22 protein-coding genes, 1 other RNA gene and 2 pseudogenes are annotated in these 23,960 nt (G+C 70.5%); 21 read left to right on the top strand and 4 right to left on the bottom strand.

Translation table 11 applies throughout. The features are described 5' to 3' along the window. Positions 1 to 12 precede the first annotated feature (12 nt). The 19 genes and pseudogenes from prfB to CITRI_RS16985 all read left to right on the top strand — a co-directional run bounded on the left by prfB (position 13) and on the right by CITRI_RS16985 (position 20,364). Entirely contained in the window at positions 13 to 1,128 is a 1,116-nt protein-coding gene (gene prfB, locus CITRI_RS0108320; RefSeq protein WP_010144268.1) for a peptide chain release factor 2, read from the top strand. 75 nt (positions 1,129 to 1,203) lie between these two features. Next, entirely contained in the window at positions 1,204 to 1,689 is a 486-nt protein-coding gene (locus CITRI_RS0108325; protein ID WP_010144269.1) for an SRPBCC family protein, read from the top strand. 7 nt (positions 1,690 to 1,696) lie between these two features. Next, complete coding sequence (locus CITRI_RS16965) at positions 1,697 to 2,863, top strand: CdaR family transcriptional regulator (protein ID WP_010144270.1); 1,167 nt, start codon at positions 1,697 to 1,699, stop codon at positions 2,861 to 2,863. A 182-nt stretch (positions 2,864 to 3,045) separates the two neighbouring features. Then, complete coding sequence (locus CITRI_RS0108335; RefSeq protein WP_010144271.1) at positions 3,046 to 4,572, top strand: GntP family permease; 1,527 nt, start codon at positions 3,046 to 3,048, stop codon at positions 4,570 to 4,572. A gap of 93 nt (positions 4,573 to 4,665) precedes the next feature. Beyond that, complete coding sequence (locus CITRI_RS0108340) at positions 4,666 to 5,874, top strand: acetyl-CoA C-acetyltransferase (protein WP_010144272.1); 1,209 nt, start codon at positions 4,666 to 4,668, stop codon at positions 5,872 to 5,874. 58 nt (positions 5,875 to 5,932) lie between these two features. After that, positions 5,933 to 6,733 carry a 3-hydroxybutyrate dehydrogenase gene (locus CITRI_RS0108345; protein ID WP_010144273.1) on the top strand — a complete coding sequence of 267 codons (801 nt, stop codon included), beginning with the start codon at positions 5,933 to 5,935 and terminating at the stop codon, positions 6,731 to 6,733. An 82-nt stretch (positions 6,734 to 6,815) separates the two neighbouring features. Then, a complete protein-coding gene (locus tag CITRI_RS0108350) occupies positions 6,816 to 7,610 on the top strand; it encodes a CoA transferase subunit A (protein ID WP_010144275.1) in 795 nt (264 codons plus the stop codon). After that, positions 7,610 to 8,281: a CoA transferase subunit B gene (locus CITRI_RS0108355; protein WP_010144276.1), complete on the top strand. Its 672-nt coding sequence runs from the start codon at positions 7,610 to 7,612 to the stop codon at positions 8,279 to 8,281. The genes CITRI_RS0108350 and CITRI_RS0108355 overlap by 1 nt, the downstream gene beginning before the upstream one ends. 366 nt (positions 8,282 to 8,647) lie before the next feature. Beyond that, the gene (locus CITRI_RS0108360) at positions 8,648 to 9,835 is read left to right on the top strand and encodes a substrate-binding domain-containing protein (protein ID WP_192807896.1); all 1,188 of its coding nucleotides are present in this window, start codon (positions 8,648 to 8,650) and stop codon (positions 9,833 to 9,835) included. 48 nt (positions 9,836 to 9,883) lie between these two features. Then, positions 9,884 to 10,654 (top strand): ABC transporter ATP-binding protein, encoded by a 771-nt coding sequence (locus CITRI_RS0108365; protein ID WP_010144278.1) that lies wholly within the window; start codon positions 9,884 to 9,886, stop codon positions 10,652 to 10,654. Between the two features lie 3 nt (positions 10,655 to 10,657). Beyond that, a complete protein-coding gene (locus CITRI_RS0108370) occupies positions 10,658 to 11,434 on the top strand; it encodes an ABC transporter ATP-binding protein (RefSeq protein ID WP_010144279.1) in 777 nt (258 codons plus the stop codon). 3 nt (positions 11,435 to 11,437) lie between these two features. Beyond that, a complete protein-coding gene (locus tag CITRI_RS0108375; protein ID WP_010144280.1) occupies positions 11,438 to 12,319 on the top strand; it encodes a branched-chain amino acid ABC transporter permease in 882 nt (293 codons plus the stop codon). After that, positions 12,316 to 13,530, top strand: coding sequence for a branched-chain amino acid ABC transporter permease (locus tag CITRI_RS16970; protein ID WP_010144281.1), 1,215 nt, complete (start codon positions 12,316 to 12,318; stop codon positions 13,528 to 13,530). The genes CITRI_RS0108375 and CITRI_RS16970 overlap by 4 nt, the downstream gene beginning before the upstream one ends. After that, a complete protein-coding gene (locus tag CITRI_RS0108385) occupies positions 13,527 to 15,092 on the top strand; it encodes a class I adenylate-forming enzyme family protein (RefSeq protein WP_010144282.1) in 1,566 nt (521 codons plus the stop codon). Before CITRI_RS16970 ends, CITRI_RS0108385 begins: the two co-directional genes overlap by 4 nt. Further along, positions 15,082 to 15,816, top strand: coding sequence for a TetR/AcrR family transcriptional regulator (locus CITRI_RS0108390; protein WP_010144283.1), 735 nt, complete (start codon positions 15,082 to 15,084; stop codon positions 15,814 to 15,816). Before CITRI_RS0108385 ends, CITRI_RS0108390 begins: the two co-directional genes overlap by 11 nt. Then, positions 15,791 to 16,780, top strand: a complete 990-nt coding sequence (locus CITRI_RS0108395; protein ID WP_010144284.1) for an alpha/beta hydrolase — start codon at positions 15,791 to 15,793, stop codon at positions 16,778 to 16,780. The genes CITRI_RS0108390 and CITRI_RS0108395 overlap by 26 nt, the downstream gene beginning before the upstream one ends. 192 nt (positions 16,781 to 16,972) lie before the next feature. Next, positions 16,973 to 17,851 carry a cell division ATP-binding protein FtsE gene (gene ftsE, locus CITRI_RS16975; protein ID WP_010144285.1) on the top strand — a complete coding sequence of 293 codons (879 nt, stop codon included), beginning with the start codon at positions 16,973 to 16,975 and terminating at the stop codon, positions 17,849 to 17,851. After that, a pseudogene (gene ftsX / locus CITRI_RS16980) lies at positions 17,848 to 18,761 on the top strand (permease-like cell division protein FtsX). Before ftsE ends, ftsX begins: the two are co-directional and overlap by 4 nt. 64 nt (positions 18,762 to 18,825) lie before the next feature. Beyond that, positions 18,826 to 20,364: a M23 family metallopeptidase gene (locus CITRI_RS16985; RefSeq protein WP_010144287.1), complete on the top strand. Its 1,539-nt coding sequence runs from the start codon at positions 18,826 to 18,828 to the stop codon at positions 20,362 to 20,364. A gap of 81 nt (positions 20,365 to 20,445) precedes the next feature. On the opposite strand, the pseudogene CITRI_RS18930 reads toward CITRI_RS16985, so the two are convergent. Further along, a pseudogene (locus CITRI_RS18930) lies at positions 20,446 to 21,140 on the bottom strand (amino acid permease); the annotation flags it as partial. 56 nt (positions 21,141 to 21,196) lie between these two features. Between CITRI_RS18930 and smpB the strand changes: the two are divergent. After that, positions 21,197 to 21,703, top strand: a complete 507-nt coding sequence (gene smpB, locus CITRI_RS0108425; RefSeq protein WP_010144290.1) for an SsrA-binding protein SmpB — start codon at positions 21,197 to 21,199, stop codon at positions 21,701 to 21,703. A 113-nt stretch (positions 21,704 to 21,816) separates the two neighbouring features. Then, positions 21,817 to 22,187, top strand: a transfer-messenger RNA (tmRNA) gene (gene ssrA, locus CITRI_RS18935). An 85-nt stretch (positions 22,188 to 22,272) separates the two neighbouring features. Here the strand turns inward: ssrA and CITRI_RS0108430 are convergent. The 3 genes from CITRI_RS0108430 to hisN form a co-directional block, all read right to left on the bottom strand. Beyond that, a complete protein-coding gene (locus CITRI_RS0108430; protein ID WP_010144291.1) occupies positions 22,273 to 22,647 on the bottom strand; it encodes a CrcB family protein in 375 nt (124 codons plus the stop codon). Beyond that, positions 22,644 to 22,958, bottom strand: a complete 315-nt coding sequence (locus tag CITRI_RS16995; RefSeq protein WP_010144292.1) for a hypothetical protein — start codon at positions 22,956 to 22,958, stop codon at positions 22,644 to 22,646. The genes CITRI_RS0108430 and CITRI_RS16995 overlap by 4 nt, the downstream gene beginning before the upstream one ends. Positions 22,959 to 23,127: 169 nt before the next feature. Continuing rightward, positions 23,128 to 23,946: a histidinol-phosphatase gene (hisN, locus tag CITRI_RS0108440; protein WP_010144293.1), complete on the bottom strand. Its 819-nt coding sequence runs from the start codon at positions 23,944 to 23,946 to the stop codon at positions 23,128 to 23,130. Positions 23,947 to 23,960 lie beyond the last annotated feature (14 nt).

The following is a 23,960-nucleotide window of genomic DNA, read 5'->3' on the forward strand; positions in this document are numbered from 1 at the left end:
CTGGACCACACCATGGCTGAGACTGACTACACCGCTGAAATCAAGGAGCTGCGCTCCACCCTGTCGCAAATCGAGCAGGTGTCGGACGTCGCCCAGATCGAGGCGGACATCGCCGAACTGGAGAAGCAGGCGTCCGCCCCGGACCTCTGGGATGATCCCGAGGCCGCGCAGAAGGTCACCTCCAAGCTCTCGCACCGCCAGTCCGAGCTCGAGCGCATCAAACGCCTCGCCTCGCGGATCGAGGACATGGAGATCATGGTCGAGCTCGCCGCCGAGGAGGACGACGACGCCGCCCGGGCGGACACCGCCCGCGAGCTGGAGTCCATCCGCAAGGCCATGGACGACCTGGAGATCGTCACCCTGCTCTCCGGGGAATACGACGAGCGCGACGCGGTGGTCACCATCCGCGCCGGTGCCGGCGGCGTGGACGCCGCCGACTTCGCCGAGATCCTGATGCGCATGTACCTGCGCTGGGCCGAGCAGCGCGGTTGGTCCACCAAGGTCATGGACACCTCGTACGCGGAGGAGGCCGGGTTGAAGTCCGCCACCTTCGAGGTCAACGCCCCCTATGCCTTCGGCACCCTGTCCGTCGAGGCCGGCACCCACAGGCTCGTGCGCATCAGCCCCTTTGACAACCAGGGCCGCCGTCAGACCTCCTTCGCCGCCGTCGAGGTCATCCCGCTCATCGAGTCCGACGACTCGATCGAGATCCCCGAGTCCGAACTGAAGATCGACGTCTACCGCTCCTCGGGACCCGGTGGCCAGTCCGTGAACACCACGGACTCCGCCGTGCGCATGACGCACCTGCCCACCGGGATCGTGGTGTCCATGCAGAACGAGAAGTCCCAGATCCAGAACCGCGCCGCCGCCCTGCGCGTGATGCAGTCCCGCCTGCTGCTGGTGCGCAAGGCCGAGGAGGACGCGAAGAAGAAGGAGATGGCCGGGGACGTCAAGGCCTCCTGGGGCGACCAGATGCGCTCCTACGTCCTCAACCCGTACCAGATGGTCAAGGACCTGCGGACCAACCACGAGGAGGGCAACCCGGCCTCCGTCTTCGACGGTCACATCGACGGGTTCATCGACGCCGGCATCCGCTGGCGCGCCAACGCGCGCCACGAGGAGGACTGAGCGCCGGCGCCGCCCGCGTGTGACACCATCCGGACGCGGACCCGCGCCACGGCGGATCGGTGCCAGACTGGGGCCATGGACGCCTCACTGCCCCCCGTCTCCGAACGCATCGTCACCGCCGAGCGCACCGTGCGCGCACCGGTCGATGTCCTCTTCGAACTGATCGCCGACCCGGCCCGACAGCCCGAGTGGGACGGCAATGACAACCTCGCCCACTCCGGGCCCGACCAGCGGGTCCGCGCGGTCGGGGACGTGTTCGTCACGGACCTGACCAACGGACAGTCCCGCGAGAACCACGTCGTGGAGTTCGAGGAGGGCCGGCACATCGCCTGGCTGCCCGCCCCGGCCGGCGAACAGCCCCGGGGCCACCGCTGGCGCTGGGACCTCGAACCCACCGACGAGGGCACCACCCTGGTGCGCCACACCTACGACTGGACGCAACTGAGCGACGAGACCCGGTTCCCGCGCGCGCTGGCCACCACCCGCTCGTCCCTGATGGCCTCGGTGGACCGGCTCGCCGCACTGGCCGAGGGATCGACCGAGGCGCAGAGCCGAGGCTGATCCGGGCGTGGACCAGACCGCCGTGCGGGCGCTCGTCGAATCCCTGGGCGGCGATGACGCCATCCTCGAGGAGACCGTCCGGGTCCTGCGGGACTCGGTCCCGGGCTACGAGGACGTGCCCACCGAGTCCCTCCTCGCCTCGGCCCGGCGCAACCGGGCCCTGAGCATCCGCACCATCCTGGACGGTCGCGCCCCGGATCCCGACCAGATCGACGAACCGCGCACCCTCATGGAGGAGCGCATGGGCCAGGGGGTGTCCATCGTCAGCGTGCTCGCCGGGTTCCGCCTGTCCATGTCCGTGATCCTGCGTCACCTGCTGGACCTCGCCCCGCGTCACGGCGTCGCCGCGGACGCGGCGCTGACCTTCAGCACCCTGCTGTGGTCGCTCGGGGACGCCTTCACCACCCAGGCGGTGGTGGTCTACCGGGACCGCTCCATCGCCCAGGCCGTTGCGGACTCCTCCCGCCGCACGCAGTGGATCCGGGACGCCGTGGTGGGCGTCCTGGACCGGACGCAGCTGCACGGCGGAGCCGCCACCTTCGAGCTCCCCCTGGACGAACCGGTGCGGGCGGTCCGAGCCGAGGTCGCGCCCGGGACCACCGGGGACCCCGTCACCCGGTTGCAGGACTGGGCCGAACGGGCCGGGGCGCGCGCCCTGGCCGCTCCCCGCGGCGAGGGCGCCGTCGGGATCCTCACCGGCGACGCCGGCCCGGTGCCTGCCGCGGCCGGGGTCACCATCGCGCTGGGCCCGCCGGTACCCCTGGCGGACCTGAGAGAGTCCTTCGACGGCGCCACCCGGGTCCTGGAGGCCGCTCGCCGGGTGGGCTGGGAGGGTGCCGTGGACGCGGACCGTCTCTCCTGGCGCATGGGCATCCTCACTAGCCCGGAGGCCACGGAGCTGCTCCACGACCGGCACGTGGAACCCGTGCTCCAGGAGGGATCCTTCGGCGAGCTCATCCTGGAGTCGCTGGCCGCCTACCTGGACCACGGGATGAGCATCCCGCTGGCCGCCGCCTCGATCCCGGTGCACGTCAACACCCTGCGCTACCGGCTCAAGCGGTACCAGGAGCTCACCGGGGGGAACGTGCACGAACTGGAGACGCTCATCGAGGCGTCCTGGGCGCTCGCGGCCCACCGGGGGACACGGTCCCGGCCCGGCGAGGAGCGGTTGTAGCGGGCTACGAAAGCCGGAGCCAACTGTTGAAGTCCTCTACGTAGCGCGCGTCATGGCGGGCAGACCATGCTGGTGGATGTCGCCCTCATCACATCCGTGATCGAGGTCACACCGCACCGTTTCCGTCAGTCGCGGGACGCCGCCCCACCGGGCCGGTGACCCCACGTTCGAGAGGTTCTCCTATGCTCCTGGGGATTCTTGGCATCATCCTGTCCCTGGCCCTGCTGATCACGCTGGCCTACCGGGGCATGCCGGTCATCATCGCCGCACCCATCGCCTCGGTGGTGGCCCTGGTCTTCTCCGGGGCGCCCATCCTGGCCTCCTACACCGAGATCTTCATGCCGGCCCTGGCGAACTTCGTCATGAACTACTTCCCGGTGTTCCTGCTCGGGGCCATCTTCGGTCTGCTGATGACCGCCACCGGGTACGCGGAGTCCATCGCCCGCTCGGTGACGCGCGTGATCGGCGCCCGCAGCGCGCTGCTGGCCACCGTGGTCACCTCGGCGCTGATGACCTACGGCGGCATCAGCCTGTTCGTGGTCGCCTTCGTGATGTTCCCGCTGGCCCGTGAGCTCTTCCGGATGGCGGACATCCCCAAGCGGTTGATCCCGGGCACCATCGCCCTGGGCATCTTCACCTTCACCATGACCGCCCTGCCCGGTTCCCCGCAGGTGCAGAACCTCATCCCGGGCCAGTTCTTCGGCACCGACGGCTTCGCCGCCCCCGGCATCGGCCTCATCGGCACCCTGATGATCGGCGGCCTGGGCCTGCTCTGGCTGGAGTACCGTCGCCGGACCCTGATGGCCAAGGGCGAGCACTTCGCGGACACCCTGGACGCCATCGACCGCGAGCACGGTGGCGCCGCCACGGCCACCGCCGGCGGCTCCGGCGCCCACGGCAAGGGCGTCGGCCCGGGGGCCGCGGTCGTGGACGAGGATCGGAAGAACTCCGCTGTGGACACCGAGTCCAACCCGGATGCCGCCCCCACCTCCGCTGCCGTGCTCACTCCGCCGAACGCCGTGGTGCCGTTCCTGCCGCTGCTGATGGTGATCGCCGTCAACTTCGCCTGCACCCTGTTCATCTTCCCGGCCCTGAACTGGGACTACCTCAATGAGGAGAAGTTCGGCGGGGTCACCCTCTCGGCACGCGCCGGGATCTGGGCCGTGACCGTGGGCCTGACCGCCGCGGTGCTGCTGATCATCGCGCTCAACGCCCGCCACGTCGCCGCCCTGAAGAAGGGCTTCTACGACGGCGCCAAGGGCGCCATGCTGCCGATCTTCTCCACGGGCTCGGAGGTGGGTTACGGCGCGGTCGTCGCCTCCGTGGCCGCCTTCGCCGTCCTGCGGGACTCGGTGTTCAACATGGGCGGCAACGCCCTGGTCACCTCCGTGGTGTCCACCTCCATCACCGCCGCCATCACCGGGTCGTCCTCGGGCGGCATGACGATCGCGCTGAACGCCTTCGGTGAGCAGTTGCGGACCATGGCCGTGGACCAGGGCGTCAGCCTCGAGGCCATGCACCGCCTGACCGCCATGGCCGCCGGTGGCCTGGACACCCTGCCGCACTCCGGTGCCGTGGTCACCCTCCTCATCGTCTGCGGCATGTCCCATCGCCAGTCGTACAAGGACATCGGCATGGTGACCCTGGTGATCCCGGTCATCACCGTCGCGGTGCTGACCACGGTGGTGTCCTTCACCGGCGCGTTCTGAGCCGGTCCACCCCGCGGCCCGCTGGTGACGCGCGTCACTACCTGAGACCATATTCACATCCAGTGCCGGGCTCCGCCCGGAGAGGAGCATCCCATGACCACCACCCCGTCGACCCCCTCACCCCAGGACGCCGTGATCGTCGGAGGGGCCCGCACCCCCTTCACCCGGCTGCTGTCGCAGCAGTCCTCGCTGTCCGCCGTGGACCTCGGCGCCCACGCCATCCGTCACGCCCTGGAGCGTTCGGGGGTCGCGGCGGCGGACGTGGACAGCGTCATCATGGGACAGGTGATCCAGGCCGGCCAGGGCCAGAACCCGGCCCGGCAGTCCTCGCTGGCTGCCGGGATCGGCTGGGAGGTCCCCGCCACCACCATCAACAAGGTCTGCCTGTCCGGGCTCACGGCCGTGATCGACGCCTCCCGGCTCATCCGGCTGGGTGAGGCGGACGTCGTGGTGGCCGGTGGCCAGGAGTCCATGACCAACGCACCGCACCTGCTGATGGGCGGCCGCAAGGGGTACAAGTACGGCCCGACGACGGTCCAGGACTCCGTGGCGCACGACGGCCTCACCGACGCCCTGAGCCATGAGGCGATGGGCGAGCTCACCGAGGCGGGCAACGCCGAGCGGACGATCGGCCGGGTCCCGCAGGACGAGGCCGCCGCGGCCTCGCACCAGCGGGCCGCCCGCGCCCAGGCCGAAGGGGTCTTCGACGCGGAGATCGCCCCGATCGAGATCCCACAGCGCAAGGGTGATCCGCTCGTCGTCTCGCAGGACGAGGGGGTCCGTGCGGAGACCACCGTGGAGTCCCTGGGCGCCCTGAAGCCGGCGTTCGCCAAGGACGGGACCATCACGGCCGGCAACTCCTCGCCGATCTCCGACGGCGCCGCCGCGGTGGTGGTCACCTCCCGCGCCTACGCCGAGGAGAAGGGCCTGCAGATCCTGGCGACGATCGGCGCCCCCGGTCAGGTGGCCGGGCCCGAGGACTCCTCCCTGCACGACAAGCCCGCCAACGCCGTCTCCGCGGCGCTGGCCAAGGCCGGGTGGACAACGGAGGACCTCGACTTCCTCGAGATCAACGAGGCCTTCGGCTCGATCATCGTGCACTCGCTGGACAAGCTCGGCTACCCGCTGGAGAAGACCAACATCCACGGCGGGGCCATCGCCCTCGGGCACCCCATCGGCGCCTCCGGTGCCCGGCTGGCGCTCACCGCGGCACTGGAACTCTCCCGCCGCGGGAACGGCCGGGCCGGCGTCGCCCTCTGCGGTGGCGGCGGCCAGGGCGAGGCCCTGCTGCTGAGCCGCTGATCCCGTCCGACCACCCGTGAACACCCCTGAACACCGTCCGCAGGAAGGCAGCCCGACCATGACCGAACAGAACGCAGCACCGGAACCGAGCAGGGCAGGGAGCGTGATCGCCGACGGCGCGCTGGCCGGCCGGCGTGCCGTGGTCACCGGCGGGGCATCAGGCATCGGCGAGGCGTGCGTGCGCGCCTTCGCCGCGGCCGGCGCCACCGTGACCGTCGCCGACATGAACGCGGAGGCCGCCGAGGCCCTCGCCGCCGAGGTGGGCGGTGAGGCATGGGTCTCGGACCTGTCCGACACCGCCGCCCTGGACGGGCTGGACCTGGACACGGACATCCTCGTCAACAACGCCGGCATCCAGCGGGTGTCCCCGATCCACGAGTTCGATCCGGAGAACTGGCGGTTCATGCACCGGCTGATGCTCGAGTCGCCGTTCCTGCTGATCCGCGCGGTCCTGCCCGGCATGTACGAGCGCGGCTGGGGCCGGATCATCAACATCTCCTCCGCCCACGGGCTGCGGGCCTCGCCGTTCAAGAGCGCCTACGTGGCCGCCAAGCACGGCCTCGAGGGCCTGTCCAAGGTCACGGCCCTGGAGGGAGGCCCGCACGGGGTCACCTCCAACTGCATCAACCCCGGCTACGTCCGCACCGCCCTGGTGGAGAAGCAGATCGCGGACCAGGCCCGCACCCACGGCATCGGCGAGGACGAGGTGGTCGAGAAGATCATGCTCACCGACTCGGCCATCAAGCGGCTCACCCAGCCGGAGGAGGTCGGGTCCCTGGCGACCTGGCTGGCCTCGGATGCCGCCGGCATGGTCACCGGCGGGTCGTACACCATGGACGGCGGCTGGACCGCCCACTGACGGTTCCGCCACCCGACGGCTGAGAACCGCAATCACCGGCACCGGAGCAACGGAGCTCCCCCTTCAGAAGGAGAACTGCACCATGACCCTGGACAAGACTGTGGCCTCGGCAGCCGAGGCCGTCGCCGACATCCCGGACGGCGCCTCGCTCGCCGTGGGCGGCTTCGGCCTGTCCGGCAACCCGATCCAGCTGATCGAGGCCCTGCTGGAGCAGGGTGCCGGTGACCTGTCGATCGTGTCGAACAACTGCGGCGTGGACGGCTGGGGCCTGGGCATCCTGCTCGGCGCCGGCCGGATCTCCAAGATGACCTCCTCCTACGTGGGGGAGAACAAGGAGTTCGCCCGCCAGTACCTGGAGGGCGAGCTGGAGGTCGAGCTGGTGCCGCAGGGGACCCTGGCGGAGAAGCTGCGGGCCGGGGGAGCGGGGATCCCCGCCTTCTTCACCCGTTCCGGGGTCGGCACCCAGGTCGCCGAGGGCGGCCTGCCGATGAAGTACAACCCCGACGGCACCGTGGCGAAGTCCTCCGATCCCAAGGACATCCGGACCTTCGACCTGGGCGGCACGGGGGAGAAGCAGTACGCCCTGGAGGAGTCGATCGTCACCGACTACGCGCTGGTCCACGCCGCCGTCGGCGACCGGCACGGCAACCTCGTGTTCAACAAGGCCACGCGGCAATTCGCCCCGCCGGCGGCGATGTCCGGCAAGGTCTGCATCGCCCAGGTCGAACGCCTGGTCGAGCCCGGGGAGATCGACCCCGACCAGGTCCACCTGCCCGGGGTGTACGTGCACCGGGTCGTGGAGGTCGGCCAGGACATCGAGAAGCGAATCGAGAAGCGGACCGTGCGGACCGCCTCCACGACGGACAAGGACGCCTGATGAGCACCGAACAGAGCACCCAGACCCGGCTGCAGGGCTGGACCCGTGACCAGATGGCCGCCCGGGCCGCCCAGGAACTGCCCGACGGGGCCTACGTGAACCTGGGCATCGGCATGCCGACCCTGATCCCCAACCACATCCCGGACGGCCGCACCGTCGTCCTCCAGTCCGAGAACGGGATCCTCGGCGTGGGGCCCTACCCCGCGGAGGACCAGGTGGACCCGGACCTGATCAACGCCGGCAAGGAGACCGTCACCGTGAACCCGGGGGCCTCGTTCTTCGACTCCGCCACGTCGTTCGGGATGATCCGCGGCGGCAAGATCGACGTGGCCGTCCTCGGCGGGATGCAGGTCGCCCAGAACGGCGACCTGGCCAACTGGATGGTGCCGGGCAAGATGGTCAAGGGCATGGGCGGGGCCATGGACCTGGTCCACGGCGCCGGCAAGGTCATCGTGCTGATGGACCACACGGCCAAGGACGGCACCCCGAAGATCCTCGCCGAGTGCGACCTGCCGCTCACCGGCAAGGGCGTGGTCGACCGCATCATCACCGACCTGGCGGTGATCGACGTGGACAAGACCGGCGAGTTCCCCCGCCTGGTGCTCGTGGAGACCGCCCCCGGCGTCAGCGAGGACCAGGTCCGGCAGTCCACCGGCGCCGAACTGCACTGAGCCCCGAGCCGCCGTCGGGTCCGGATCCGGTCCCGACGGCGGCGCACCGGTGCCGAACGCCCGGCCACCCCGTGAGGGGTAGCCGGGCGTTCGTGTGTCCGGGGTCCGGAGCCCGGTCGGGTCGCGGCGGGTGTGCAGTGAGACGACCTGAGACTTGATTCAGGAAAGGTTCCCCATGTCCTTGACGCCGGTGTGATCCGTCACACATACTCTGAGCACAACCTGAATCGTCTTTCATGTTGAGCCCCCGAGACCCTGTCACGCCCGGGCGATCACCCCCCGCGCGGGAGCAGCCTCCCGACCATCGAACCACCGCCCCCCTGGTCCTCATGGAAAGGCCCACTCGTGAAGAACCCCACCAAGATCATGGCCGCCGGCATCCTCGCCGCCGGACTGACCCTCACCGCCTGCGCGCCGACGGCCCAGACCGGCGCCGGATCCGAGGACGGCGCCGCCGGGGCACCCGAGAGCGTGGACGTCGGCATCGTCTACTCCAAGACCGGCCCGCTGGCGGCCTACGGCGAGGAGTACTACGCCGGGCTGCAGGCCGGCATCGACTACGCCACGGACGGCACCGGCAAGGTCGGCGAGACCGAGATCAACCTGACCTACCACGACGACGGCGGCGATCCGGACAAGGGGGTCTCCATCGCCAAGGAGCTGATCGGCAAGGAGTACAAGATCCTGGCCGGCACCACCGTCTCGGGCATCGCCCTCAAGCTCGCCGAGCAGGCCGAGCAGAACCAGATCCTCTACATCTCCGGCCCGGCCGCCACGGACGCCGTGACCGGCATCAACGACTACACCTTCCGCTCCGGCCGCCAGTCCATCCAGGACGTGGCCACGGCCGGTCAGTTCGTGGACGACCTGAAGGGCTCCAAGGTCCTCGTCTTCGGCCAGGACAACGCCTTCGGCCAGGGCAACGTCGCCGCGGTCGAGGGCGTCCTGGGCGCCGAGGGCGCCGAGGTCTCGGACATCCTGGTTCCCGAGGACGTCACCGAGTTCACCCCGTTCGCCCGCCAGATCGTGGACGCCAAGCCGGACCTGGTGTTCGTGGCCTGGGCCGGCGCCAACGCCGGTTCCATGTGGCAGGCCCTCGAGCAGCAGGGCGCCTTCGAGGCCGCCCCGATCGTCACCGGCCTGGCCAACAAGGCGACCTACGGCGCCTACGGGGCGGCCGGCGAGAAGATCTCCTTCCTCTCGCACTACTTCCCGGGCGCCGGCCAGAACGAGGTCGAGGACTTCATGATGGAGCACGTCGAGGAGCAGGTTGCCGAACCGGACCTGTTCACCCCGGACGGCTTCGTGGCCGGGCAGATGATCGTCCAGGCCATCGAGGAGGGCGGCGGCACCGACGTCGAGTCGATGGTGACCTCGCTCGAGGGCTGGGAGTTCGAGGGGCCGAAGGGCACCACCACGGTGCGGGCGGACGACCACGCCCTGGTCCAGGACATGTACCAGGCCAAGCTCGTCCAGAAGGGCTCGGAGTGGACTCCGGAGCTGGTCGAGACCGTCGGGGCGGCCGACGCCGCCCCGCCGACCGCCGCGAAGTGACCTGAACACCCCGACCCTCTCCCGCAGATCCTGCCCGAAAGGACCATCATGACCACCCAGACCCCTGCCCTGAGGTTCCAGGGCATCGGCCTGCACATCGGCGGAGCGCGCATCCTCCAGGACATCGACCTGGAGGTCGCGCCCGGGGAGATGGTCGGGGTGATCGGCCCCAACGGGGCCGGCAAGACCACCCTGTTCAACCTGGTGTCCGGGCTGATGCGACCCACCGAGGGAAGCATCACCATGAACGGCAGGGACATCACGCACCTGCCGGTCGACCGGCGGGCGAAGGCCGGACTGGGGCGCACGTTCCAGACGTCCTCGCTGTTCCCGGGCCTGTCCGTGCTGGAGAACGTCCGCCTGGCCGCCCAGGCCCAGCAGGGCGGATCGCTGTCCCTGCTGCACTTCCCGCGCCGGGGGGACGCGGCCACCACCCGGGCCACCGAGTGCCTGGAACGGGTCGGCCTGCAGCACCGGACGGACGCCACGGCCGGGGGGCTCTCCCACGGGGACAAGCGCAAGGTGGAGATCGCCATGCTGCTCGCCACCGATCCCGAGCTCATCCTGCTGGACGAGCCCATGGCCGGCGTCGGGTCCGGGGACGTGCCGGGCCTCATGGAGATCATCCGCACTATCCACCGGGAGTCCGGCCGCACCCTGATGATGGTCGAACACCACATGGAGGTCGTGCTCGGCCTCGTGGACCGGGTGGCGGTGATGCACCAGGGCTCGCTGCTGGCCGTGGACCAGCCGGAGCAGATCATGGCCAACGCGGAGGTCCAGGCGGCCTACCTCGGTGAGATGGGACAGGTGGCCTGAGCCATGGGCACCACAGCGCAGCGCACCCCGGTGCCCGTGCCGGCGGGCGGCACCGATCCCGCCCCCGTCCTGTCCGTCAGGAACCTGAAGGCCTCCATCGGCGGCCAGCAGGTCGTGGAGGACGTCACCTTCTCCGTGCCGGCGACCGGCATCACCGCCCTGCTCGGGCGCAACGGCGTCGGCAAGACCTCGTCCATCAAGGCCATCCTCGGCCTGATCCAGCGGGACGCGGGAACGGTGGACCTCGAGGGCCAGCCCATCCAGGCCCTGCCCACCCACCGGATCGTCCAGCGCGGCGTCGGCTACGTCCCGGAGGACCGTGAGGTCTTCGCCGGGCTGAGCGTGGCCGAGAACCTGAGACTGTCGGAACGCGACGACCACCCCCGGCGGGAGCTCGTGGAGGCCCTGTTCCCGGACCTGGTCAAGAGAGCGCAGCAGGCCGCCGGTTCCCTGTCCGGGGGGCAGCAGCAGATGGTCTCCCTTGCCCGGGCGCTGATGAACGAGAACCGCGTGCTGCTCGTGGACGAGCCCACCAAGGGCCTGGCCCCCAAGATCGTCGGCGAGGTCGCCGACGCGCTCGAGGAGGCCGCCAAGACCGTGCCGATCCTGCTCGTCGAGCAGAACCTGGCGGTCGTCCGCCAGCTCGCCGGCGGGGCCATCGTGCTCTCGGACGGCCGCGTGGTCCACACCACGGAGTCCGCCACGTCGTTCCTCGACGACGACATCCTCGTCACCCGCCACCTCGGCGTGGGCACGGGGCCAGCACACGAAGGAGCCTGACCCATGGACACCATCCTCCTCTTGCTGGTCACCGGAATCGGCCTCGGCGCCGTCTACTTCCTGGTGGCCTCCGGACTGTCCCTGATCTACGGACTGATGGGCGTGCTGAACTTCGCCCACGGCGCGTTCCTCACCCTCGGCGCCCTCATCGGCTGGGAGACCGCGCGGGTCATGGGGGCAGACTCCTGGGGCGGCTTCGCGCTGTCCCTGCTCGTCGGCTGCCTCGTCGGCGCGCTGCTGGCCGCGCTGACGGAGTTCGTCCTCATCCGCCCGCTGTACGAACGGCACATCGAACAGGTCCTGGTCACGGTCGGACTGAACCTCGCGGCCATCGCGCTGTTCGAGGGCATCTGGGGCACCGATCCCGTCTTCATCCAGGGCCCCACCTGGATGGGCATGACCACCAACATCCTGGGGGCCCAGGTCCCCAACCACCTGTTCATCACCATCCTCATCGCCGGACTGGTGCTGGCCGGCATGGTGCTGTTCCTGAAGAGGACCCGTTACGGCATGATCATCCGTGCCGGCGTGGAGAATCGCTCCATGGTCACGGCCTTGGGCATCGACGTCCGACGGGCGTTCACCCTGGTCTTCACCATCGGTGGCGCCGCGGCCGGGATCGGTGGCGTCCTGGCCAGCCACTACTTCGGCTACGTCTCACCCCTGCTGGGCGGATCGCTGCTGATCTTCGCCTTCATCGTCACCGTCATCGGTGGCCTCGGCTCCCTGGCCGGTGCGGCGGTCGCCTCCGTGCTCGTCGGGGTGCTGCAACAGTTCGCCAACTACTTCTGGAGCATCGGCGACTTCGTGGTCGTCATCCTGCTGGCCGTCGTACTGCTGACCAGGCCCTCCGGACTCATGGGACGAAAGGTGGCCACCGCATGAGCGCCTCCACGGAAGAACTCGAGGACCAGCACGGCGGCCGCGGGGGCCGGGAGGGGTCCTCCGCCACGGACCGGCTCAAGGCCTCCCTCACCCCGCCCCCGACACCGGGCCCCTCCGGCCCCGGCCGGTCCCCGACCCGCCGTCGGCTCATCGGCGGCGTCGCCGCGGTCGCCGGGGTCGTGGCCCTGGCCCTGTTGCCGCTGCTGAACGTCCAGCTCCCCGGCATCCTCCCCACCGCCACCTACCAGCCGGGTGCCCTGCAGCTGATGGCGCTGTGCCTGCTGATGGGCGCGGCGGCCCTGACGTACCACCTGCTGATCGGCGTGGCCGGGCTGCTGTCCTTCGGGCACGCCCTGTACGTCGGCGCCGGGGCCTACGTCCTGGGCATCCTGCTCGAACGCACCGGCATGGGACTGATCCCGGCGATGCTCCTGACGCTGCTCGTGGTGGTCATCCTGGCCAACGTCACCGGTGCGGTGGCCCTGCGGGTCAGCGGCATCCCGTTCGCCATGGTCACCCTGGCATTCGCCCAGGCCGGCTCGGTGCTGGTGCGGCGCAACCCGGACGGCGCCACCGGGGGCGAGGAGGGGCTGAGCCTGAACACGGAACAGGTCCCCGCCTTCCTGGTCGGGGTGTCCAACACGCGGAACCTGTACTGGCTCTCCCTGGCCGTGCTGATCATCGTCTTCGCCATCGTCAGCTGGATCCAGAACTCGCGGGCCGGCCACCTCGCCGAGGCCGTGCGCGAGAACGAGAACCGCGTCCGGGTGCTGGGACTGAAGCCCTACCTGGCCAAGCTGCTGATCTTCGTGGTGGGCGGCACCCTGGCCGGCTGCGTCGGCATGGTGCACCTGTTGCTGCAGTCCGGTGCCGTCCCGAGGACCGTCTCGGCGGACTTCACCATCACGCTGCTCGTCATGGTGGTCCTCGGCGGCGTCGGGTCCCGGTGGGGCGCCGTGGTGGGCGGGGTGCTCTACACGCTGCTCGACCAGCGGCTCACGGTGCTCGCCCAGTCCGAGGCCATCCAGTCGATGCCGGCCCTGCTGAGGGTGCCGCTGTCCGAGCCGCTGTTCCTGCTGGGCACGCTGTTCGTCCTGGTGGTGCTGTTCATGCCGGGTGGCCTGGCCGGGTTCGTCCGGCGGCTCTCGGCCCGCTCCGGATCGGGCCGGCCGGGCAAGGACCCCGTCACGGTCCTGGAGCAGGCCGAATGAACGCCGCGCTGCACACCCTGGGCCGGTGGACGACCGACCGCGCCGTCGCCACTCCCGGCCGCATCGCCATCCTCGACGCCGGGGTGGCCCTGACCTACCGGGAGCTCGAGGACCGCGCGACCCGACTGGCGGGAGGACTCGTCGCCGCCGGCTACCGGCCGGGGGAGCGCGTCGCCACCCTCTCCGGCAACAGCTCGGACCACGTGGTGCTGTTCTTCGCCTGCGCGAAGTCCGGCCTGGTCCTCACCCCGCTGTCCTGGCGCCTGCGGCCCGCCGAGGTGGCCGTCCAGCTGGAGACCGCGGATCCCGCCCTGCTCGTGGTGGGGGAGGAATTCGGTTCGCTGGCCGCCGAGGCCTGCGCCCTGCTGCCGATGCCCCCGTCCCGAGTGCGCCCGGGGCGGTCCGGTATCGAGGAGGAGGTTCCGGCCCCGCACCGGCGCGGGACGGACCGGGGCTACCGGGCGGAGGAACGGGCGCCCGGTAGCCCCGTGCAGGACGACGACCCGGTGCTGATGCCCTTCACGTCCGGGACCGAGGGAGCCTCGAAGGCGGTGGTGCTGACCCACGCCAACTGCTTCTGGAACAACCTGGCGCTGTCCCGCACCCTCGAGATCACCTCCTCCGACGTGGTGCTGGCCGTCCTGCCCCAGTTCCACACCGGGGGCTGGAACATCCAGCCCCTGCTGGCCTGGTGGTCCGGTGCCACGGTGGTCATGGAACGGACCTTCGACGCCGGACGGGTCCTCTCCCTGATCGAGGGCCGCTCCATCACCACGCTGATGGCGGTCCCCGCGCAGTACCTCATGCTCGCCGAGCACCCGCGGTTCGCCACCACGGACCTGTCCAGCCTCCGGCTGGCCGTGGTCGGCGGGGCGTCCATGCCACCGGCCCTGATGCGGGCCTGGCACGCGCGCGACGTGCCGCTGGTCCAGGGCTACGGGCTGACCGAGGCGGGTCCCAACGTGCTCTCCCTGCCGGCCGAGGACGCGCGCGAGAAGGTGGGCTGGATGGGACGGCCCTACCCCCACGTCGAGGTCGCCGTCGCGGACCCGGTCACCGGCCGGCTGCTCGAGGGCCCCGCCACCGGGGAACTGCTGGTGGGCGGCCCGAGCGTCTTCGCCGGCTACTTCCGTGATCCGGAGGCCACCGCCCGGGCCCTGACCGGCGGTTGGCTGCACACCGGGGACCTGGTGGAGCGAGACGCCGAGGGGTACTTCCGCATCGTGGACCGTCTCAAGGACATCTTCGTCTCCGGCGGGGAGAACGTGGTCCCCGCCGAGGTGGAACAGGTCCTCACCGCCCATCCGGCGGTGGCCGCCGCCGCCGTCGTCGGAACTCCGCACGAGCGCTGGGGGGAGACCGGGCACGCCTTCGTGGTCCGCCGCTCCGGAGTGCCCGTGGACGAGACTGAACTACGCGAGCACTGCGCACGGCTGCTGGCCGGGTACAAGCAGCCCACCCACTACACCTTCGTCCCGGACCTGCCCCGGACGGGCCTGGAGAAGATCGCCCGGGGCCGACTGCGGCCCCCGGCCCGGGAAAGGACTCACCATGGCCATTGAACCGCTGCATCCGGACAAGGACACGCCCGGCGGCGAGGAGGTGCCCACCACCACCAAGGGCACCGTGCTCACCGCACGGGGGCTGCGTACCCGCAGGAGACTGCTGGACGCAGCCGAGAAGGTCTTCGCGGAGCTGGGATATCCGGCGGCCTCGATCGTGAAGATCACCGAGGAGGCGGGCTGCGGCCTGGGGACCTTCTACCTCTACTTCGAGGGCAAGCAGGAGATCTTCAACGAGGTCGTGATGGACCTCAACCGGCGGGTGCGGCGTGCCATGACCGATGCCGCCCTGGCGGAGGCCGACGCCGGACGCATCGCCTCCGAACGCGCGGGCTTCCGGGCGTTCTTCCGCTTCACCGCCGAACACCCGGCCCTGTACCGGATCATCCGGCAGGCCGAGTTCGCCTCACCGGACGCGCTGCGGCTGCACTACTCCCGCATCGTGGACGGCTACGCCCAGGGCATCGAGCAGGGCCAGCGGTCCGGTGAGGTGCACCGCATGGACCCGGAGGTGGTCGCCTGGGCCCTGATGGGCATCGGCGAGATCATCGGCATGCGCTGGGTGCTCTGGCCACAGGACCAGGACGGCGCCACGCGTGAGGGCACGGGGGACGTCCCCGACCACGTCTTCGACACCATGATGGAGTTCATCGAGCGGGCGCTGGCGCCCGGGACGATGGACCGGGAAGGAACGGACCATGTCCGAGACACCACTGGCCGCTGACGCGTCCTCTCCGGTGGAGCGGAACCACCGCCACACGGACCTCGGTCCGGACTATCGACAGACCACCGTCGCCGTGACCGGTGGGCGGATGACGGTGGGCCTGTGGGGTCCGTACGACCCGGCGGCCCCGACGATCCTGGCCGTCCACGGCGTCTCGGCCTCCCATCGAAGTTTCGGTCTGCTCGCCCAGGCGCTGCCCGGGGTCCGGGTCATCGCCCCCGACCTGCGCGGCCGGGGCCGGTCCAGTGCCCTGCCGGGGCCGTACGGGATGCCGGTCCACGCCGACGACCTGGCCGCCGTCCTGGGCGAGACGGCCAGCGGCCCGGTCGTCGTCGTCGGACACTCCATGGGTGCCTTCGTCACCCTGGTGCTCGCGCACCGGCACCCGCACCGGGTGCGCTCCGTGGTCCTGGTGGACGGTGGCATCCCCCTGAAGGTCCCCGCCGGCCTCGACCCCCAGCAGGTGGTCCAGGCCGTTCTGGGCCCGGTGGCCGAACGGCTCGCGATGCGCTTCGGCTCGGTGGAGGACTACCGCCGGTTCTGGCTGCAGCACCCGGCGTTCCTCGACGCCTGGACCCCGGGCAGCAGCACGGCGGCACTGATGGAGGACTACATCACCTATGACCTCGAACCGGACGGGGCCGCGCTGCGCCCGGCCACCCGTTACGAGGCCATGGCCCAGGACACCACCGAGCTGCAGGGGGGCGGTTCCCTCCTGCAGGCGATCGACGAGCTCGCCGTGCCGACACACCTGCTCTGGAGCCGCAGGGGACTGTTCAACGAGGAACCCGGACTGTTCAGCGAGGACTACATCGCGTCCTGGCGGGATCGGGTCCCAGCCCTGGCACGACACCTGACGGTCACGGAGGTGCCTGCGACCAACCATTACTCGATCGTGATGTCCCCCGCGGGTGCCGAGGCTGTGGCGGAGGTCGTCACCGCGAGGCTCGGCGCCCCCTCCTGACGTCGCCGCCCGGCTGACCGGCGGCGATGCTGACGGTCGCCGACGGTGGCCCGGGTGACACGCCTGATTCCGGGCGCGAGATCCCACGAGTGTTACCTTCCCGTGACTATCGTGGACGGGGCCGGCACCGAGCCTTCTCCCGACCCAGCCCCGGGTGCCGCACGGCGTCGTTCCCGTGGGCGAGTGTGGAAGATGATCCGGTTCGAGCAGGTCACCAAGGTCTATGACCGCCGTTCCCGTCCGGCGCTGCAGGACGTGACGGTGGAGTTCGAGCGCGGTCAGTTCGTGTTCCTCGTGGGTGCCTCCGGCTCCGGGAAGTCGACGTTCATCCGCCTGATGCTCCGGGAGGAGCGGGCCAGCGCCGGAGCGGTCTACGTGGCAGGCCGCAACGTGGCCAGGCTGCCGGGCTGGCGGGTGCCCCGCCTGCGCCGCAGCATCGGCGTGGTCTTCCAGGACTTCCGCCTGCTGCCCAACAAGACCGTCTTCGCCAACGTCGCCTTCGCCATGCAGGTGCTCGGCAAGGGGCGCGGGCAGATCCGCCAGACCGTTCCCGAGGTCCTGAGCACCGTGGGCCTGGACGGCAAGGAGCGGCGTCTGCCGCACGAGCTCTCCGGCGGGGAACAGCAGCGGGTGGCCATCGCCCGCGCCATCGTCAACCGACCGGACATCCTGCTGGCGGACGAGCCCACCGGCAACCTGGACCCGGAGACCTCCCTGGGGATCATGGCCGTGCTGGACCAGATCAACGAGAACGGCACCACCGTGGTGATGGCCACCCACGACCACGACATTGTCAACCAGATGCGCCGGCGCGTGGTGGAACTGCGCGAGGGGCGGATCGTCCGGGACGAACAGGCCGGCCGGTACCGCACCAGGCCGGTGCGGGCGGCGGACGACTGGGAGGCGTCTGCGGGGGAGACCGTCCAGTCGAGCACGGACACGGACCCGGGCCCAGGCCCTGACGTGAACGCAGACACGGACACGGGCACGGACGTAGGGATAGACGCAGGACCTCCCGGGCCGGTGCGGTCCGGCACGGCACGGACCGGGGCGGAGGAGGGCCGCCGATGAGGTTCGCGTTCATCCTCGGGGAGACCCTCTCCGGCATCCGCCGCAACCTGTCCATGGTGGTCTCGGTGGTCCTGGTGACCTTCATCTCCCTGACCTTCGTGGGGGCCGCAGGCCTGCTGCAGCTGCAGATCAACCAGATGAAGGGCTACTGGTATGACCGGGTGGAGGTGGCCATCTTCCTGTGCACCGGGACCTCGACCACGGTTTCCTGCGCCACCGGTCCCGTGAGCGACGGCCAGCGCGAGGCGGTCCGGGACCTGCTGGAGTCGCCCACGGCCGCACCTTACGTCAAGAGCTACGAGTACGAGTCCCAGGACCAGGCCCTGCAGATCTTCCAGGAGCAGTTCAAGAACTCCGCGATGGCCGGGACCGTGACGGCCGAGCAGCTGCCCGAGTCCTTCCGGGTGGCGCTCGTGGACCCCGAACAGTACGAGGTCGTCAACGAGCTGTTCTCCTCGATGCCCGGCGTCGAACTGGTCTCGGACCAGCGGCAGTTGCTGGAACAGATCTTCTCCCTGATGAACATGGCCTCGGTGATCGCGGTGTCGGTGGCCGGGGTGATGCTCGTCTGCGCCGTGCTGCTCATCGCCACGACCATCCGCCTCTCGGCCTTCTCCCGGCGACGCGAGACGGGCATCATGCGCCTGGTGGGCGCCTCCAAGACCATGATCCAGCTCCCCTTCCTGCTCGAGGGCGTGATCGCCGCCCTGCTCGGGGCCGTGCTGGCCAGCGGGACCTCGTGGGCCATCGCCGAGTTCTTCATCGGGGACTGGCTGACCCGGCAGTATCCCGGCACCGGATTCATCGCCGGGGGGACGCCCTGATGCTGGTGCCGCTCCTGCTCGCCGTCGCGGTGGTCCTTGCCGCCGCGTCATCCCTGCTCACCCTGAGGCGCTACCTTAGGGTGTGACCCCCGTCTGACCTGCACGGACATCCTTGTGTCCGCATCACGACCGCACCACCGGAGGAAGACCATGAAGCGAGGCCGGCTGTCCCGCGCCATCCTGGGCGCAGGGCTCGTCACCGTCCTGACCCTGTCCATGGGCGGCACCGCCCTGGCCCAGGGCGGCATCGACGACCTGCAGCGGCAGATCGACCAGGCCGAGCGCGAGAAGTCCCGGATCAACGAGGAACTGGGCGACCTCGGCGGGCAGCAGTCGTCGCTCCAGGGCCGGAAGGGCGACCTGGACGCCTCGCTCGAGGGCCTGGACTCGGAGATCGCGGACAAGATCCGCGAACTCAACCGGCTCCAGGACCGGCTGCCCGGGGCCCAGGAGGCCCTCTCCGCGGCGGAGAGCCGCGTCTCGGCGGCCACCGCCGAGGTCCAGTCCCTGCAGGAGCGGGTCCGCCGGGCCGAGACCAGCCGGGCCGAGCTCCTCGCCGAGGTCAGGGCGAGCGAGCGGGAGCTGGACACCGCTCGGCAGGAGATCGGCCAGATCGCCAACCAGGCCTATAAGCAGGGCGGAGTCTCCTCGGACCTGGCGTTCATGCTCGGCCTGAGTGACTCCTCCCTGCCGGACGCCGTGGGCCTGGCCGACCAGGCCATGCGGATCCAGAACAGCAGGATCTCCTCCGTTTCCCAGACCCGCGCCACGGACGTGAACGCGGAGGTCCGGCTGGCCGCCGTCGAGGCCGAGATCCGTGACCTGCGCGCCGAGGCCGAGAAGGCCCTGGACCGCGAGAAGCAGGCCCGCGACGAGGCCTCCCGCGCCAAGCGCGCCCTAGACGGCATGGTGGCGGACACCTCGAGGCTGACTGACGAGCTCAAGGCCCAGCGACCGAGGATCCAGGCCCAGATCGACGCCAACCGGGCGGCCCAGGACAAGGTCAACCAGCAGATCGCCCAGCGCCAGCGGGCGCTGACCGCCCAGTCCAGTCGCCAGTCCGACCTGCAGCGCCAGCACAGCGAGGCGGTGGCGGAGGCCGAGCGCAAGCGTCGGGCGGCCGAGGAGGCGGCCCGCAAGGCTCGTCAGGCCGCCGCCGCGGCCGACCGGGCCGCCGCGCGCCGGGCCCAGGACGCGGCCGACCGGGCGGACCGGGCCGCCACGGCCGCCGAGAGGCGCGCCCGGAAGGCGGAGCAGCAGGCCGGTTCCTCCGGCTGGGGCCTGCAGATGCCGATCAGCACCTATCTCACCTCCGGGTTCGGCTGGCGCTCGACGCCGGCCGGCACGTTCGACTACGGCGGCGCCGGGGGTTACGTGCACACCGGCATCGACTTCGGCGGGGGCTGTGGGGTCCCGATCAAGGCCGCCGCCGCCGGGGAGGTCTGGAACGCCGACCGGGCCGTGTGGTCGTCCGGCAATCGCGTGGTCATCTCCCACGGCGTGGTCAACGGCCGCGCGCTGGCCACCAAGTACCACCACATGACCCGGTCGACCGTCTCGTCCGGGCAACGGGTCCAGCGCGGTCAGGTCATCGGGTACACCGGATCCACCGGCAACTCCACGGGCTGTCACCTGCACTTCGAGACCATCCTCGACGGCCAGGCCGTCGACCCGCTCGGCCTGCTCTGACCCGCTCGGCCAGACCGTCGACCCGCTCGGCCCGGTCCGCTCGGCCCGGACCGCTCGGCCCGGACCGCCCGAACGGGCCGGTCAGGACCGGGAGGCCAGGTCGTGACGGTAGTGGGGGCTGTCGGCGTTGAGCACGGAGTTCCGGCGGCCGTAGGCGAAGTAGATGACCAGGCCGATGACGAGCCAGACGCCGAAGCGCACCCAGGTCTCCCAGTGCAGCTGCAGGATGAGGAAGAGCGAGGCCAGCACGCCGAAGGCGGGCACCACGGGCAGGCCCACCGAGTAGGAGGCGGAGGCGAAACCGGCCTCCGGGTCGATGTCCCGGTAGTCCTGCATCCCGGTCAGCACGAGCGTGGCGGCCACGTAGAGCACCATCATGATGATCAGCGACAGGATGATGGCCCTGGGCATGTGCTTGGTGCCGTCCTTCGCCTCCTCGGCGGCCGTGATCATGGCGTCATAGCCGAAGACGGCGAAGAAGACCGTGGCCGCGCCCGTCAGCACGGGGCCGAACCCAGAGGGCATGAACGGATCGAAGTTCGCGGTGCCGAGGTAGAACACGCCCAGGCCGATGATGAACAGGATCAGCAGGATCTTGATGCCGACGGCGGCAGCCCCAGCCCGAACCCCTGCAGGAACGCCTCGGCGTAACCGGAGATGCCGATCGCCACCACGGCGACGATCGCGATGTACTCCAGCAGCAGGTCCCAGCCGGTGAACCAGCCGATGATCTGGCCCAGGGCCACGAAGCCGTAGGTGTCCGCGCCCGCTCCCTTGACTGCGGCAGTACACTGGAAAGTCCGTGTGACCACCTGGGCCGGAAGGAGAAGCCATGGCCAAGAAATCAGCTGACGGGTCGAAGAAGGCCGGTCCTGACGGCCGGCAGGTCATCGCGACCAACCGCAAGGCACGCCACAATTACCTCATCCTGGACACCTACGAGGCCGGGATCTCGCTGATGGGCACCGAGGTGAAGTCGTTGCGGGAGGGCCACGCCTCACTGGTGGACGGGTTCGCCGTGTTCTACGGCGACGAGCTCTACCTCGAGCAGGTCTACATCCCGGAGTACCTCAACGGGTCCTGGACCAACCACGCGGCCCGTCGCCGGCGCAAGCTGCTGCTGCACCGCCAGGAGCTGACGAAGATCGCCCGCCAGATCCAGGAGTCGGGGCACACCATCGTGCCGTTGCAGCTGTACTTCCGCAACGGCCGCGTCAAGGTGGAGATCGGCGTGGCCCAGGGCAAGAAGGACTACGACAAGCGCCAGGCGTTGCGGGAGAAGCAGGACAACCGCGAGGCCCAACGCGCCATGCGGATCCGCAACCGGCGTGCGGCCTGAGCCGCCGCCGTCGGGAATACCCGCGGGCGCCCATGGGTTATACTGGGCAGTCCGGACCAGGTGGGGGATCATGTGGAACCCCACAGGGCACCGGTTGATTGACAACAGAACATGGGGATGATCGGTTTCGACGATGCACGTCGCGACAGGGGAAGCGGGCCGAGGATGCAGAGTTATCTCGGAAACGCCCTCTGCAAACCAACAAGTGCCGAATCTAAGCGCACTGACTTCGCTCTCGCTGCCTGATCAGTGAACGAGTCCGTCAGCCCGGGGATGCTATCGCCCCGGATCCTGGCGTCGATTAGATAGCCACTGTCCGCCACCCTCGCCGGGGGTCGTGGTGGAGACATTAATCCGGCTGGGCCCGGGTTGGCTGCCTGTTTGCGGGACAGCCAGGGCCGAGTAACACCCAGCGCAAACTGCGCCCGGAGAAGCCCTGACAACACTGCATCGGACGCGGGTTCAATTCCCGCCATCTCCACTCCCCGTTACGGACCCGGGACATCGCTACGGCGGTGTTCCGGGTCCGCTGTGTTTAAGCACCCGGGGCAGTCTCGTGCCCGCGTCGATCACCCGGCGGGCAGTGCAGCCCCGGTCAGCAGCCCCAGCACCACGGCCAGGGCGCCGAGGCCCAGGTGCAGGGCCCACGTCCGGGCGGCGGTACCCCATCGGCCGCGGAGGACATCGTCGGCGGTGGCGGTGGACACGGTGGAGAAGGTCGTGAGCGCACCGCAGAACCCGGTCACCCACGCGGTCGTCGCGTCCGTGGACGGCTGGAGACCGATCACCAGGCCGGCCACGAGCGAGCCCGCCACGTTCGCCAGCAGGATCCCGCCCCTGGGCAACCAATGGTCGCAGGCCAGGCGCAGCACGGCGCCGCACGCACCGGCCAGCAGGAGCCAGAGCACGACGTCGGCCCCGGCCGCGTCCGGCAGCACGCTCACCGGGTGCCCCCGGTCGTCCCGGCCCGCAGCCCCGCCAGGGCGGCGGCGGTGCCGAGGGCGGCACTGACGGCGAGGGCCGCCACGACGCCGAGGGCCGCGAGGGCGGGGGCCTCCGGTCCGGCCGGTGCGGCAGACGGGCCGAGGCCCGTGACGAGGGCGGCGGCCAGGACCACGGCCGAGAGTGAGGTGAACGAGCCCAGGACCCCCACCCCGAGCCCGGCCCGCAGCCACCGCGGCAGCGGCCGCCTGGATGCCCGGGCGGTGAGCAGCCCCAGCAGGAAGGCGCCGAGCAGGTTGACGCCCGAGAGCATGATCCAGCCGGGGACGGGGAGTCCGCGGGGGAGGGGATGACCTCGACCAGCAGCCACCGCGCCAGCGTCCCGACCATCCCGCCCGCGGCCACGGCCAGCACCATCGCCGCGGTGAGCGACTCGCGCGGCGGGGCCTGGTCCCGGCCCGCGCCGGGATCCCGGCCGCTCATCAGGCCTGCGTCTGGCCGATCAGGTCCGGGTTGAGGGCCTCGAGGGCGTCGGGGTGCAGCAGGCCGTTGGTGGCCAGTGCGTTGCCCCCGAACGGGCCGTCCTCGCCCTCGAGCGAGGTGAAGCGGCCCCCCGCCTCGGTGACGATGGGCACCAGGGCGGCCATGTCGTACAGCTCGAGCTCGGGCTCGCAGGCGATGTCCACGGCGCCCTCGGCGACCATCATGTAGGACCAGAAGTCACCGTAGGCGCGGGTGCGCCACACGGTGGAGGTCAGTTCCAGGAAGTCCCGGATGTTGCCGCGCTCGCGCCAGCCCTCGAGGGAGGAGTAGGACAGGGAGGCGTCCTCGATCCGGCACACGTTCGAGGCGTGGATCCGCGTGGCCGAGGCGAGTGACTTGCCCATGAACGCGCCGGTGCCCTTCGCGGCCCACCAGCGCCGGTTGAGGGCCGGTGCCGAGACCACGCCCACCACGGGCTCGCCGTCGTCGATCAACGCGATCAGCGTCGCCCACACCGGCACCCCGCGCACGAAGTTCTTGGTCCCGTCGATGGGGTCGATCACCCAGCGCCGCGGGCCGTGGCCGGTCTCGCCGAACTCCTCCCCGAGGACCGCGTCCCGCGGGCGGGCCCGGGAGAGGTTCCCGCGGATCAGCTCCTCGGCCGCGCGGTCCGCGTCCGTGACGGGGGTGAGGTCCGGCTTCGTGTCGATCCTCAGGTCCTGCGCCCTGAAGCGGGACATCGTCTGGGAGTCCACCGAGTCGGCCATGATGTGGGCCAGCCGGAGGTCGTCCGTGTAGTTCTTGGGCGCATCGCTCATGCAGGCCACGCTAC

Origin of the sequence: Citricoccus sp. CH26A (genome assembly GCF_000224415.1) — a bacterium.
Lineage (GTDB): Bacteria > Actinomycetota > Actinomycetes > Actinomycetales > Micrococcaceae > Citricoccus.

What these genes read in the sequence shown, in the direction of transcription:
- prfB (WP_010144268.1), top strand. Translation starts at nt 13, where the DNA reads ATGGCTGAGACTGACTACACCGCTGAAATCAAGGAGCTGCGCTCCACC.
- CITRI_RS0108325 (WP_010144269.1), top strand. Translation starts at nt 1,204, where the DNA reads ATGGACGCCTCACTGCCCCCCGTCTCCGAACGCATCGTCACCGCCGAG.
- CITRI_RS0108335 (WP_010144271.1), top strand. Translation starts at nt 3,046, where the DNA reads ATGCTCCTGGGGATTCTTGGCATCATCCTGTCCCTGGCCCTGCTGATC.
- CITRI_RS0108340 (WP_010144272.1), top strand. Translation starts at nt 4,666, where the DNA reads ATGACCACCACCCCGTCGACCCCCTCACCCCAGGACGCCGTGATCGTC.
- CITRI_RS0108345 (WP_010144273.1), top strand. Translation starts at nt 5,933, where the DNA reads ATGACCGAACAGAACGCAGCACCGGAACCGAGCAGGGCAGGGAGCGTG.
- CITRI_RS0108350 (WP_010144275.1), top strand. Translation starts at nt 6,816, where the DNA reads ATGACCCTGGACAAGACTGTGGCCTCGGCAGCCGAGGCCGTCGCCGAC.
- CITRI_RS0108355 (WP_010144276.1), top strand. Translation starts at nt 7,610, where the DNA reads ATGAGCACCGAACAGAGCACCCAGACCCGGCTGCAGGGCTGGACCCGT.
- CITRI_RS0108360 (WP_192807896.1), top strand. Translation starts at nt 8,648, where the DNA reads ATGGCCGCCGGCATCCTCGCCGCCGGACTGACCCTCACCGCCTGCGCG.
- CITRI_RS0108365 (WP_010144278.1), top strand. Translation starts at nt 9,884, where the DNA reads ATGACCACCCAGACCCCTGCCCTGAGGTTCCAGGGCATCGGCCTGCAC.
- CITRI_RS0108370 (WP_010144279.1), top strand. Translation starts at nt 10,658, where the DNA reads ATGGGCACCACAGCGCAGCGCACCCCGGTGCCCGTGCCGGCGGGCGGC.
- CITRI_RS0108375 (WP_010144280.1), top strand. Translation starts at nt 11,438, where the DNA reads ATGGACACCATCCTCCTCTTGCTGGTCACCGGAATCGGCCTCGGCGCC.
- CITRI_RS16970 (WP_010144281.1), top strand. Translation starts at nt 12,316, where the DNA reads ATGAGCGCCTCCACGGAAGAACTCGAGGACCAGCACGGCGGCCGCGGG.
- CITRI_RS0108385 (WP_010144282.1), top strand. Translation starts at nt 13,527, where the DNA reads ATGAACGCCGCGCTGCACACCCTGGGCCGGTGGACGACCGACCGCGCC.
- CITRI_RS0108390 (WP_010144283.1), top strand. Translation starts at nt 15,082, where the DNA reads ATGGCCATTGAACCGCTGCATCCGGACAAGGACACGCCCGGCGGCGAG.
- CITRI_RS0108395 (WP_010144284.1), top strand. Translation starts at nt 15,791, where the DNA reads ATGTCCGAGACACCACTGGCCGCTGACGCGTCCTCTCCGGTGGAGCGG.
- ftsE (WP_010144285.1), top strand. Translation starts at nt 16,973, where the DNA reads ATGATCCGGTTCGAGCAGGTCACCAAGGTCTATGACCGCCGTTCCCGT.
- CITRI_RS16985 (WP_010144287.1), top strand. Translation starts at nt 18,826, where the DNA reads ATGAAGCGAGGCCGGCTGTCCCGCGCCATCCTGGGCGCAGGGCTCGTC.
- smpB (WP_010144290.1), top strand. Translation starts at nt 21,197, where the DNA reads ATGGCCAAGAAATCAGCTGACGGGTCGAAGAAGGCCGGTCCTGACGGC.
- CITRI_RS16995 (WP_010144292.1), bottom strand. Translation starts at nt 22,958, where the DNA reads ATGCTCTCGGGCGTCAACCTGCTCGGCGCCTTCCTGCTGGGGCTGCTC.
- hisN (WP_010144293.1), bottom strand. Translation starts at nt 23,946, where the DNA reads ATGAGCGATGCGCCCAAGAACTACACGGACGACCTCCGGCTGGCCCAC.